Here is a 12,317-nt window from a genome sequence, read left to right on the forward strand (position 1 = left end):
ACGTCGGGTCATGTCACGGCGATGACTCCCGCGTCCGTGCCCGCCGGGGCGTACTCCGCGAGCCGCGCCCGCAGGCTGTCCTCGCGCTGCGGCTGGTACAGATCGTGGAAGGCGCCCAACTCGGCGCCGTCCTCGGCGCCCCGGCGGATCTCCTCCGCGCATCCGGCCGCCAACTGCCCGTAGACCGGTGTGCCGTACCGCTCGCCGCTGAACAGCGGCCGCACCCGCCACGCCTCCTCGGCCCCCACCAGATCCGGCTGGCAGCGGTAGCGGCGCGGGGTGCGCGAGCCCGGCGGCACATAGCTGAACCGCAGACACCCGACACCGCGCCGGGCCACGTGCATCCGCCCGGCGAAGAGGCTGTTCTCGCCGATCTGTACGGCGTGGGTGTGCACTTCGCCGATGACGGTGGTGCGGTGGGCGTGCAGTACGGCGTGGGCGTGGCGGCAGTCCGGGGCGGACAGCGCCGGGCGGTCGTGTCCGGTGGCGTCCAGGATGGAGTCGCGGATGTGGAGGGCGAGCGGGTCGGTGTGCACCTCCTCGCCGATGACCTCGATGGTGCCGAGGATGCTGCGCTCGATCTGGACGCATGCGGTGGTGCGCTCCAGCACCAGGCTGGGCTCGTCGGGCGAGCGCGGCTCGCACTCCGGCTCCAGGGACCAGCCGGGCACGAGGGTGCAGTGGCGCAGCACCACGGCGCCGACCGGCCCGGTGACATTGAGGCCGCGCCCCGCGATCAGCAGCCCGTCCAGGACGATGCGCGGCGCCTGGCCACCGGTGTGCTCGGTCTCCTCCCGCGCCCGGATGTTGAGCGCGTCGGGACGGTTGCTGTACCAGTCCAGCAGCCGGATCACCGGCCGGGTGCCCTCGGCGGCGCGCAGTTCGAGACGGTCGCCCGGGTCCAGGTCGAAGTCGAGCTGCTCCTGGTAGGCGCCGCTGTGGGTGATCTCGATGATGCCCTCGGGGCCGCAACGCCCGCCCCGCCGGTCGTGCTGCCACTGCCGGTAGGCGTCCATGATCCGCTGATGGGCGCAGCCCGGCCCGACCCGGTAGACCTCCGCGGCCGGGGAGGTCTCGCGGTCGTCCCGCTCGTACTCCCCGCCGCCCATGTCGTCGGCGTACGCGTAGTGGTAGGTGACCCAGACGCCATGGCGCGGCGCCGCGCGCGAGCCGAAGACGATCCGGCCGCGCTCGGGGTCGATGACCACCTGGCCGCGCTTGGCCCGGTAGCGCCAGTCCGTCAGATCGGCCACCACGATGTCCGACGGCGGCACGGGCTCGTCGTGGCCGTCCCGCCAGATGGTGAAGCTCTTGCCGGGCCCGTAATAGTCGAGGAGATGGTCCGCGAGCTGCCGGCGGCCGATGTACGCGGGCACATTGTCGAGGGCGGCGATGTGGGCCGCGGACGGCTCGGGTTCGGGCCGGGTCACCAGCGGGATGTCATTGCCGAGGATCGAGAAGGTGTAGAGGTTGCGGGCCCGGTCGATGCAGTACGCGGGCGCCTTGGTCACCTGGTACGGCTTCAGCCGCCAGACGAACAGCCCGACCCCGGCCGGGGTGTGGCCGCCCTGCCTGCGGCGGGAGCCCGCGCGCCGTACGTCCGCCGAGCGCGCCACCGTCCCGAACGGCCCGCCCGCCAGGTCCAGCGCCGCCCCGTCCCGCAGATCGGCGAGCCGGCCCCGGGAGAGCCTGCGCAGGTCCGCCGCCGCGCCGCCCGTCCCGCCGTAGAGCTTGACCGGCTGCTGGTGCGCGGTGAGCCGGGAGAACTCCACGGCGCGGGCGGGCCATCCGGCCACCGAGGCGGAGAGCTCCTCCAGCAGCGCGAGCGTGCCCTTGCGCCGCCGGGCCGCCACGGTGGCGGCGACGTCGCCGCGCGGCGCCAGTGCCTCGGCCAGCCGCGCCCGGGACGCGTCCGGCGGTCCGCCGTCGCGCAGCCCGGTGGCCAGGACCCGTTCGTAGCCGGGCAGCGGGCGGTAGCCCACCAGATCGCCGAGGTAGGGCAGCACCCATGCGCTGGCGGTCTCCACGAACCAGTCGTCGTACTGTCGCTCGGCCCCCTCGCGTACGCGATCGACCTGCTCGGCGAGCACGGCGAGCAGGGCGCGCAGGGGCTCGCCCGCCTCGGCGTCCCTGAGGCGATGCCACTGCGGAAGCAGCTCGGCGAGCCCGTCCGGCTCCCTGCTCATGAGGTGACCTCCGTAAGGATCAGCGTGTCCGGGACATCGGGTGAGAGCAGCGCGAGCCGCGCCGGGCGGATGCCACGGAAGACGGACACCGAGCGGCCCTTGGCGAGCCGACGGGTGTCGGTGATGTCGGGGTTGAGGCGCAGCAGTTCGGCGAGCGGAATGCCATGGCGTGCGGCGATGTCGGTGAGCGTCTCGCCGTCCGTGGCGGTGACCCGGTAGGTGTCCTCCGCGTACTCGGCGGGCCGGGCCGGGACCACCGCGCTGGGCTCGGTGAGCCGGCCGGCCAGGTCGGCCAGCTTCTGCGGGGTGCTGGAGGCCGGGACGCCGGTGAAGGCGTCCACGTCCACATAGTCCACACCGGGCACCGACTGCGCGGTGGCCAGGACCTCGGAGAGCACGGCGGGCTGCCCCAACTCGCGCCCTGGATAACCGAGTTCGCGCAGCAGGGCCTGGCGCAGCCGGGGTTCGACCAGCTCCCAGGAGTGGTCCGGCGCCACCTTCACCCGCGCCACCAGCACCAGCAGCACGAGCTCGCGCACGTCCACCCGGACCGGCAGCCGGGTGTCCCCGTAGGCGGCCAGCGAGGTGCGCAGGGCGCGCAGCACCTCCGCGTCCTCGCCGATCGGCGCGTCGTCCACCCCGGCCACGGTCACCTGGAGCACCTTGCGCCGCCCGTCGAACAGTTCGCGGGCCAGGGCCCGGCCGATGCCCGCGCGGGATCGGGCGAAGTCCTCGTAGTCCTGGAGGGAGACCAGCCGGTCGAGCGCGGAGACCGCGAGCGGGATGGTGCGCCGGGTCATCCCCGGGCCGTCGCCGTCCGCGCCGCCGGTGGCGGGCTGCGGGTTGGTGACGGCGGTGACACCGAGGGGCCGGGTCAGGGCCTGGGTGACGCGGTCCGCGGGGACGTTGGCGGCCTTGCCGGTACCGAAGCGGTAGCGGGCCCGTACGTTCTCGTGGCCGCTGGGCAGCCGGGCGCCGTGCACCCCGTCGCCGAAGGTCACCGTGGTGCGCCCGTCGCCGGTGGTCCCGGTGACGTAGACGCGCTCGTGCGGTCCGCGTCCGGCGAGGCTGTCCACCCGGTGCCACAGCAGCCCGTCGACCCGTATGTCGAGGGCGGGGGTGGCGCCCAGCGGGTTGTCCGCGGGGAGCCAGGTCAGTGGCGACTGCCACAGCGCGAAGGTCTGGTTGGCCAGGGCGGGGTCGCCACTGCCGATGGCCTCGTCACGGCTCTCGCCGTGGGTGGCGGGCACCACGTTGCCCTGGACGCGGACCGTCTCCCGGCGGTAGCGGTAGGCCAGGTCGGCGGTGAGGGTGAGGGTGGTGTGGACGTGGTCGCCGGGCAGTTCTGGGTCGACGCGCTGGTCCACGGCGGCGATCACCGCCAGCTCCGTGCCCCGGACCCCCGTCGGGCCGCCCGGACCGGCCGGACCCGGGATGTCGGTGCGCTCACCGGAGACGATGATCCGGCGGCCGGGCCGCAGCCCGTCGTACAGCTCGGCGAGCTCGATCTCGTTGCCGTGCACGTCCTCGCCCAGCGGCTCGTCCGCCGGACGCAGCGGCTCACCGCCCGCGTGCACGGTGGTGTCGCGGATCGCGGAGAGCACCACATCGTGTTCGTCGAGCCACGGGTCGGCGAGCGTGAGCTGGGTGCCGCGGCCGGTGATGCCGTAGTTGGTGTACGCGGCGGTGCGCACGGCGACGACGCGGGTGGTGACGAAGGCGAGGTTCTTGTCGCCCGGGATGCCGTCCGGCTCGCCGGAGCCCTTGCGGGGGCGCTCGACGGCCACCCAGCTCCCGACGGTGATGGAGTTCTGGACCGAATCCAGCGGCAGGACATAGCGGTTGGCGGGCTCCGGCACGGTGGCGATGCCGATCTCGACGGCCGGGGGCTCACTGCCGGGGGTGAACCGCAGCGTCAGTTCGTAGGAGCCGTAGGTGATCTGCTTCGGGGGTTCGCCACGGCTCAGCATCCACTGCTGGGTCTCTCCGTTGTCCACGACCACATGCACCCGGCCGTCCTCGGCGGGCCGGGACACGAACAGGGTGAGCGCGGGCAGTCCGGGCAGCAGGGTGGCGGTGACACCGGGCTCCTGCGAGTCGGTGGGACGGCTTCTGAGCCAGCCCAGGTCATGGTCCTGGCCGAGGCGAGTGGAGAGCTGGACCTTCCCGGGGCCGAGGTCGAACTCGGCGCTCTGCGGCAGGTTTTCGCTACGCTGCCACGACGTCCCGGTCTCGATGTGCTGGAACTCCGCCTTCACCGGCACCTTGCCCGCCGTGTCGTACACGATCCGTACGGCGGTCAGCTCACCGCCGGTCAGCGGCCAGTCGGTCTGCCGGATGACCCGGCCCCGGTCGTCCTGCACCGGCTTGAGCGGCGCCATCGCCCCGAAGGGCGCGGCCGTCACCCGCATCGCCAGCAGCTCGCGCAGGAGCGGGACGGTCCCCGGCGCGGCGGTGACGGCCGGGGCGGCCCGGCGCCAGGCCGCGTACATCCCGCTCGCCACCCTCGGGTCGAGGGCGGACAGCAGCCCGGCGGCCAGGTCGGAGCCCGGCCCGAAGAGCCGCCGCGGATCGTGCGCCGCCGTGGAGCGGGCGCCGGACGGGGGCCGTACGACGCGGGTGCGCAGGGCGGGGAGAACGGCGCCGAGCGCGCGTACGGCTGCGGAACCGTGAGCGGCACCGGTGGCGTAGGTCCTGGCCCCGAAGCCGTCGCTCCCGGGGGCGAAGCCGGGGGTCCCGGGGGCGCTGTCGGCCGCGGGCCGGTCCTCGGCGAGCTGAGACCTCAGCCGCACCTCGCCGGGCCCGGAGGAGTCCAACTCCCCCGCCTGCTCGCGCAGTTGGCCGATCACCGCCTCCAGCCGCTCGAACCAGGCCGCGACCTCCTCGTACGGGGCGGCCAGCACCTGCGCCTCCGCCAGCCGGTCATGCGGTTCGGCGAGCCGCCGGGCGAGCTGCGCGGGCGTGGTGATCCCGTCCAGGTCGGCTCGCAGCGGTGCCAGCACCTGCGCGTCGAACTCCTCGATCAGACGGCTGACGGGACGCGGATTGGGGTGGTCGGGCGCGGGCTCGGCGTCCCCCCGGTCGTCCGGGTCCTCGCCCGCCTCCGGGTCGGTGATCCACCGGCGTACCTCGTCCACCAGCTCCTTGAGGGACGGCGGGGCGGAATCCGGCAGCCCGATCGCCGTCACGTCCTCATCGCGGTCGACGGTCACGCGAGCGACCGGCAGCAGCTGCTGACCGCCACTCCCGGACTCCGCCGTCCCGCCGAAGACGAAGAGCAGCTTGTCCCCGACGGTCAGCCCGAGCGAGGTCCCCGAGACCAGCAGCTCCGAACGGCGCCGCAGGTCGCCGCCGCCGATCAGGGCCGGTCGGCGGCGGCGCACCGCCAGTTCGTTCCAGGCCCAGCGGGCGGCCAGGTCCTCGCTCGTCTCGAAGGTCTGCGACTCCTCGTCGGAGGCCGCCGGGACGCTGTGGCTGATGGCCCCGCGCGGAATCGTCACCACCACGTCCTCGGCACGCGGATCCCGGTCCAGGGTGTACGCGAGGTGGGTGTCGGCGGCCACGCCAGGCCGTGGCACATGCCCGACCAGCCGCCCAAGGAGGGCGAGCGAGCGGTAGTCATGGGCGGTGCGCAGATAGCCCTCGTCGGCGATCCGCTCGGAGTGGAAGGTCAGCAGGTCGCCCAGGACCGCCCAGGCGTCCAGCAGTCCGATGGCCGGGTCGTCCGGGGTGCGCACCGTCAGGCCACGCAGCGCGGGGTAGGCGGGCGAGGCGAGCCGGTCGAGCATGGCGGCCAGGAAGGTGCCGTAGTCGCCGACGCGATAGTCCAGGGCGGTGCGGCCGGGCGGGTTGTGCGGGGCCGCGGGGGCCCGGCGCTCGTCGTGGCCGCCGCAGCCGCAGGCACAGGCGTCGGAGCGGACGTGGCCGGGGTGGTGGCCGGGGTGGTCGGGGTGGTCGCTCATCGGGCCCCCTTCAGCTCGATGACCAGGCGGCCGTTCTCGGGCCGGTCGGGGTCGTTGTCGCATTGGGCGATCTCCAGGGGGCCGAGGCGCAGGATGCCGTCCTCCAGCGCCTCGCCGTGCGTGGTCTCGTACGAGGTACCGCCATCGGGCCCCTTCGGTCCCTCCAGCCCCTCGTGCCACAGCCGTCGCAACCGGGTGACCTCGACGCTCAGTACCCCCGGCACCGCCGCGGCGACGGCCACCAACCGGCTGAGCCGCACCGGTTCGCCGAACGTCAGGGCGTCGGGGTGGAAGAAGCCGAGCCGCCCGCCGGAAACCCGGCGGCTGCCCAGCGCCCGGTAGAGCTCGGCGAGGATCTGCCCGTGCTGATGCCCGGGCGCGGCGCACACCGCGAGCGCGATGTCCAACGGCACGGCGCGGGCCGGACCGACCACCAGGTCGTGTCCGATCCGGCGGTAGCCCTCCAGGGTGTGCGCGACCGAGTCGAGGAGGGCGGGGGGCGGTTCCCCGGTCCCGTACGCGTCGATGGCGATGTGCGCCTCCTGCACGCTGCCGGTCCAGCGGATCTCCGCCGCCGCGCGCTGCACTCCGGGCAGCCCGGAGGCGAGCGCCGCGTAGTCCTCGGCGGTGATGGCCCGGTGCCGGGTGCGCTTCAGATCGAGCGGGGCGAGCTGGCGGACCTGCTCGACCGGCTCGGGCTCGGTGCCGCCGACGGCGGGCAGCGGATTGCGTACACCCGCCACGGGCATGGGCTGCCCGGTGGCGGCTTTTCCTCGCGATTCCGGATCCCGGCACAGCACCAGGTGGTTGATGGCCTCGGGGCCGACGTTGCCCGCCGTGCCGCCGCCGACCCGGTAGTGGACCGCGAGCCGCGCCCCGGGCGCCGGTTCGGCGCCGTACCGGCCGTCGCCGAAGCGCAGCGCGATGCGGCCGTCGTCCTCCAGCTCCCCGACGAAGTGGCGGTCCCGGGGGCCGGAGCCCAGCAGATCGCGGCGCGGTGTCCAGGTCTCGCCGTCGGCTTCGATCCGTACGGCGGGGAGCGCGGCCCGTGGATCCTGGACGAGGGCGGCCGCCGGCCCGTGCAGCACCGGGTCCCCGGGGCGCAGCCCGGCCGCGTACGCCCGGCCCCAACTGTGCGCGATCTCCCAGGCGATGTGCCCGTCCAGGACGGTGCCCGCCCGGGCCCTGGCGGTCAGTGCGCGAAGGCGCCTCAGCTTGGTGTCGAGCGGCCGGTCGCGGCGGTGCAGCAGCTCGCGCAGCGCGCGGACGGGGTGGCGGGCCAGTTGGAGGCGCTCCAGGACGCGCAGCCCGAACAGGACGGTGAGCTCGGCGATCTCCTCGTCCGAGAGCCCGTCGCGGTCGCGGGCGCTGCGCCACAGCTCGGTGAGCCGCTGCCGCACCCGCCCCGGGATGGCGGCCAGGTGCTCGGCCTGTCCGGCGGCGATATGGCGTGGTTCGGGGAAGGGCACGGCCTGGGTGACGGGCGCCTGGTGCAGTACGGGCCTGAAGCGCGGCACGATCCCCGGGTAGACGGACTGGGCGAGAAGTGTCCGCAGGGCTTCGGCCTGGGCGTACGCGGTGCCGGGCACGACCTTCTCGCGCCGCTGCCCGGCCGACTCCAGGCCGATCCCGGCCCGGCCGGTCGCCTCGAGGCCGACGGTGGTGAACAGCTCCCGTACGTCGTCGGCGGTCAGTGGCCGCCCGTGGCGGGTCCGGTCCAGCAGGGCGTCGATGAGCCGTGCGGGCGCGTTCCCTGCGTCCTTGTCGAAGCAGCCGAAGGCGGGCGGCTCGCAGGAGCCGACGACGGCGGGGACGGGCGGCACGGTGAAGGTCTCCGGTGTGCCGCAGCAGAAGGTCAACGAGCGCCCGTGGTCGACGAGCACCACATTGCCGCGTGCCACGCTGACGTCCTCGATGGGCTCGCAGTCCCTACCGCCCCGGGTGGCCAGGCACAGCGGGAAGGCCAGCGCGTCCTCCCGCGCCCAGGTGACCTCCAGCACCGGCTGTTCGGCGAGCCGGTCGACGGCGGGGGTGACGGAGGTGAGGCGCACGGCCTGCCGGTGCGACGGGTCGGCGTCGCCGGGCGTTCCGGAGCGCGGCCCCCGCACCTCCTCGAAGAGCAGCAGATCGCCCGGGCGCAGGTCGATCGTGCGGGTCGCGCACTCCTCGTCGGCCCACGCGTCGCGCAGCGTGGCGGAGGTGGCGCCCGCGGGCAGCGAGCAGACCTCGCCACCCCAGGTCCACAGGCGGATGCGGTGGTGTTCCGGCCGCAGGTGCAGGGGCTGATCGGTGACGACGGGCTCGAACACCTCCACCGATCCGCGCTCATCGAGCACGGCCAGCTCCCGGTCGTCCAGCACCGCCCCGATGTCCGGCCGGTCCAGCGGGCCGAGCGTACGGACGTCGACGGCGGCGAAGCGGTACTCCCCCGCGTCCAGGGTCAGCGGCTCGACCGTCTCCACGGTGACGAAGGCGCGGGCGTTGCAGCCGTCGTGCATCGCGTAGTCGATGAGCCGTGCGTGGCGGCGTACGGACACCCGGCGGCGGGCCGTGTCGAGATACGCCTCGGTGGCGACCGCGTCCTGCTGGTAGCTGATCTGGTCGGCGGTGTAGGCGAGCAGCTCGACCAGGGTGGTCCCAAGGTCGGCGGCGTTGCGCTCGATCCAGTCGGGGGTGGTCAGGCGGAGCCGGTCCAGGACGACCTGGCGGAGGGTGTCGTAGTCGCGTGCGGTGTAGTCGATGACGGGGGCGGGCGCGGTCCGGAAGGTGGCGGGGAGGTCGCCGCCCTCTTCCTTGCAGTCGAAGGGGGTGGGGCAGTCGGGCCGGAAGGTGAACTCGGCGGAGAAATACCGCTGGTCGAAGCCGGGGAAGGGCTCGGTGCCCGGCCGCCCGTAGGGATCGGTGTCCACGATGGAGAGCCGGTAGGCGGAGGTGTCCCCGGCCCGGTCGACGGTGACGTACAGCTTGTCGTCGAGCTCCGGGTCCTCCTCGCGCTCGACGGAGATCTCGAGGACCTCGATGCCGGTGATCCGGCGGCCACCGTCGATGCGTACGTTCTCCAGGCACAGGCCGTGCGGGGCCTTGCCGAGGAAGGTGACGGTGAGGGTGGTGCCCTGTTCAGTACTGTCCCCGACCTCGACGGCGTCGACCCCGTTGAGATGGGCGGCCCTGATGAGGTCGCGCCGTGACCCGGCGGTCCGCTGGCTCATGCCCCTCCCTCCCGCTCAGTCCTGGCCCGCTTCCCCGCGCGGGCTTCCTTCGTCACTGGTCGCCCCTTCGTCACTGCGCGGCTCCTCAGTCCGGCCCGCGCAGCGCGCCAAGACACGCTCATGCGGACCCCCTCCCCTCGAACACCTCGTCGCGCAGACTGGCGGTGGCGCGCACCACATACCGCAGATGGACACGCACGACGTTCTCCTCGCTGACCACGTCCAGGGACTCCACCTCGATCAGCTCGCCGAGCCAGCGCTGCAGCGACGCCTGGACGGACAGCTCGACGGCGGAGGCCAGTTCGGGGCTGTTGGGCGTGAAGACGAGGTCGAGGAGGCCGCATCCGAAGTCGGGCCGCATGACACGCTCGCCGGGGCTGGTGAAGAGCAGCTGCTCGATCAGATCGCGTATGTGGTCGTCGTGGTCCGCGTGCGCGGTGCGTCCGCGCCGGTCGATCCGGAATGGGAAGGCGATGTCGGTCCGTACCGTGCGGGTCCTGCCGGTCCGTGTCCTCATCCGCACCTCACCCCTTGCCGCGCGGCGGAGACGACGGGTGGCCCCTGCGGCACGAGCCCCGCGCTGAAGCACTGTGCCGAGGAGGTGTCGAGCAGTACGGGCACGCCGTCGATCAGCACCGCGTCGCGGTCCGGAAGCCACCGGACGGTGGTGCACGGCAGCGGGACACGGTCGACGGTGTGCGGGCAGCCGACGACCGTGAAGACGTCGTCGGCGGATGGCATGGGCTGCCCGTCGAGCCGCACACCGGACGACGGAACGGATGCCGCCCGTACGCGTCCGCCGTGCGGGCAACTGATCACGGCGGTATGGCTGACGAGATTGCCGGAATTCCCGGACACGTCCCTTGTCCCTCCCCGTTCTCGTGCTCTGGCTGGTTATCGCTTCTTGGGCACGGTCAACCGGCCCTCGTTCAGATCGACTTGATCCCCCACCAGGGAAACCGACGCCCCCTGGCCGTTGTCCATATGCACTCCGGTCGCGTCGATCTTTACGAACGCGCCGCCGGGCGCCTGCAGCAAAATGCCTTCGGCCGGAACGTCGGACATCACGATCTTGTGCTTCCCCGGTGTCTGGATCACCACGGGGTGCGCGGTCGCCGGATCGGTCCGCGCGTCTTCCGGGAGCTGCTCCCTGGCCCCGAACCAGCACCCCGTCCAGATGGGGAAGCTGGGATCCCCCTGCTCGAACTCCACCCACACTCCGGCCCCGACGGACGGCACGACGTACTGCCCGGCGGGCCGTAGCTGATCCCCCGTGAAGGGAAAGCAGGGCATGGCCCAGGTCGACGGCTCATCGCCGAGGACATCGGGCACCTCGACGGTGATCCGGCCTATTCCGAGCGGGTCCTGGTTGTCCCGCACCCGGCCCCGGAATTTCCCGAGGTAGCGGTTGTTGGGCGTGGCCGCCATAGGGGCTCCTGCTCTGTCGTCTTCTGCGGCCTAGGGCCGAACGGTGTCGCTCCGGGCGATCAGCCCTTCGCGGGTGAGCGTGAAGTTCTGCTGGAAAGAGCCGGGCCGGAGATGGTGGGTGACGGACTTGACGTAGTAGTCGCCGTCGTATGTGCGTCCGGCGCCCCGGACGCCGACGAGCTGGCGCGGCTGGAGGATGTACCCGTGCCGATTGACGTCGAGCGAGCCGGAACCGGAGATGGCGTCGGCGGAAACGGCGGCCCGCGCCAGGGCTTCGGCCTCCGCCTGCGCCCGGTCCTTCTTGGCGGTACCGGAGAGGGTCTTGCGCTTGAGGGCAGGCGTGGCTCGTTTGCCCAGCGGCGGCCGGAGCGGGCTGATGTCGGGCTGGGCGAGGAGGGTGGAGGTGCGGGTGGCCGGGTCCTGCCAGCGGGCCTGGGGCTCCTCGCGTGCGGTCCCGTCGTAGGCGAACGTCAGCTGATCGACGGTGGAGTTGACGTCCATGTTGACGCTGAGGGCGTGCTGGGGTGTCCCTATCCGCTTTTCGGGTCCCCAGTAGGCGGTGGAGACCCCGGGGACGGGCCCGGGGATGAGGTAGAAGACGTAGCCGTTGGCCTGGGCGAGGTCGGTGACGTACTGGAGGTCGGTGCCGGTCTGGTAGTCGACGCGGCGTTGCGCGTTGGGCGGCTGGAGGATCTTCTCCTCGATGACGTCGGCCTCGATCCCGTAGTCGGTGTACTTCGAGAGGACACGGCTGACGCGCTTGAAAGGCGGGAGGTTGGGATAACGGTCGGTCCGCTCTTCGAGGTCCATGAGGAGGGTGAGGTCTTCGCCGGTGACGGTGAGCGTCGTCTGCCCCGGCTGATTGCTGGCCCCTATTTCATGGCGCACGATGAGGCCGTCGAGGAGGACGATCGGCGTGCCCTTGACGGCGGCCGTGACGATCACGCGGGTGCGGGGGTCGAAGAACCCCTCGGGGAGCAGCCGGTCGATGATCGCGCCCCTTTTGGTGAGGTCGAACGCCATCTGGAAGCCGCTGCGTTCGCCCGCGGTCGTGGTGATCTGCGCGGACAGCAGCGCCTCGGTGACCTCGGGGGGCACGGGGCGGGTGAGCTTGGGCCCCATCCGTAATTCGAGGTGGATGGGCCCCTGCCCGACGGGCTCATCAGCCAAAGCGCCCACCCCCTCCCGGGAACCCGTCCGGGATCGCAATCTCCTCGCCCGGCTCGGCGGTCAGCTCGCGGGGGTCGAGGACGGGGTTGGCGTCGGCGATCCGCCACCAGGCGGCGGGGTCGCCGAAGTAGCGCTGACCGAGGTGGTCGGGGCGTTCGCCGCTGCTGACGGTGTGGGTGGCGGTGTCCTCGTCCGCCTCGCCGAGGGGCGGCAGCAGCCGACGCTTGACGTACCGGACGGCGGTGCCGTCGGGTTGGGTGTGGATCCCGACCTCGGCGTCGTGGTAGTGGCTGGAGCGGGGGTAAGGGTGCGCCCCCGGAATCGCGTCGAGCGCGCTTTCGTACGGCTGTGGCTCTGCCATC

The 12,317-nt window shown here is 73.0% G+C and carries 8 protein-coding genes; all 8 read right to left on the minus strand.

Annotation, left to right across the window (positions count from 1 at the left end; all coding sequences use genetic code 11):
• Window positions 1–8: 8 nt before the first annotated feature.
• The 8 genes from CGL27_RS05940 to CGL27_RS05980 all read right to left on the minus strand — a co-directional run bounded on the left by CGL27_RS05940 (window position 9) and on the right by CGL27_RS05980 (window position 12,316).
• Complete coding sequence (locus CGL27_RS05940; protein WP_119985090.1) at window positions 9–2,186, minus strand: hypothetical protein; 2,178 nt, start codon at window positions 2,184–2,186, stop codon at window positions 9–11.
• Window positions 2,183–6,148 carry a putative baseplate assembly protein gene (locus CGL27_RS05945; protein WP_119985092.1) on the minus strand — a complete coding sequence of 1,322 codons (3,966 nt, stop codon included), beginning with the start codon at window positions 6,146–6,148 and terminating at the stop codon, window positions 2,183–2,185. The genes CGL27_RS05940 and CGL27_RS05945 overlap by 4 nt, the downstream gene beginning before the upstream one ends.
• Window positions 6,145–9,357: a putative baseplate assembly protein gene (locus CGL27_RS05950; protein WP_119985094.1), complete on the minus strand. Its 3,213-nt coding sequence runs from the start codon at window positions 9,355–9,357 to the stop codon at window positions 6,145–6,147. The genes CGL27_RS05945 and CGL27_RS05950 overlap by 4 nt, the downstream gene beginning before the upstream one ends.
• A gap of 118 nt (window positions 9,358–9,475) precedes the next feature.
• Complete coding sequence (locus tag CGL27_RS05960; protein WP_119985096.1) at window positions 9,476–9,874, minus strand: GPW/gp25 family protein; 399 nt, start codon at window positions 9,872–9,874, stop codon at window positions 9,476–9,478.
• Window positions 9,871–10,215: a hypothetical protein gene (locus CGL27_RS05965; protein ID WP_078638815.1), complete on the minus strand. Its 345-nt coding sequence runs from the start codon at window positions 10,213–10,215 to the stop codon at window positions 9,871–9,873. Before CGL27_RS05965 ends, CGL27_RS05960 begins: the two co-directional genes overlap by 4 nt.
• 36 nt (window positions 10,216–10,251) lie before the next feature.
• Window positions 10,252–10,785, minus strand: coding sequence for a phage baseplate assembly protein V (locus CGL27_RS05970; protein ID WP_119985098.1), 534 nt, complete (start codon window positions 10,783–10,785; stop codon window positions 10,252–10,254).
• A 30-nt stretch (window positions 10,786–10,815) separates the two neighbouring features.
• Entirely contained in the window at window positions 10,816–11,955 is a 1,140-nt protein-coding gene (locus tag CGL27_RS05975) for a hypothetical protein (protein ID WP_119994266.1), read from the minus strand.
• Window positions 11,948–12,316 (minus strand): hypothetical protein, encoded by a 369-nt coding sequence (locus CGL27_RS05980; RefSeq protein ID WP_119985100.1) that lies wholly within the window; start codon window positions 12,314–12,316, stop codon window positions 11,948–11,950. The genes CGL27_RS05975 and CGL27_RS05980 overlap by 8 nt, the downstream gene beginning before the upstream one ends.
• Window position 12,317: the final 1 nt, after the last annotated feature.

It is taken from the genome of Streptomyces sp. 11-1-2 (assembly GCF_003595545.1).
GTDB lineage: Bacteria > Actinomycetota > Actinomycetes > Streptomycetales > Streptomycetaceae > Streptomyces > Streptomyces hygroscopicus_B.

Bases quoted from the DNA above. Each gene is read 5' to 3' on its own strand.
- CGL27_RS05940 (WP_119985090.1), bottom strand. From the start codon at position 2,186: ATGAGCAGGGAGCCGGACGGGCTCGCCGAGCTGCTTCCGCAGTGGCAT.
- CGL27_RS05945 (WP_119985092.1), bottom strand. From the start codon at position 6,148: ATGAGCGACCACCCCGACCACCCCGGCCACCACCCCGGCCACGTCCGC.
- CGL27_RS05950 (WP_119985094.1), bottom strand. From the start codon at position 9,357: ATGAGCCAGCGGACCGCCGGGTCACGGCGCGACCTCATCAGGGCCGCC.
- CGL27_RS05960 (WP_119985096.1), bottom strand. From the start codon at position 9,874: ATGAGGACACGGACCGGCAGGACCCGCACGGTACGGACCGACATCGCC.
- CGL27_RS05970 (WP_119985098.1), bottom strand. From the start codon at position 10,785: ATGGCGGCCACGCCCAACAACCGCTACCTCGGGAAATTCCGGGGCCGG.
- CGL27_RS05980 (WP_119985100.1), bottom strand. From the start codon at position 12,316: ATGGCAGAGCCACAGCCGTACGAAAGCGCGCTCGACGCGATTCCGGGG.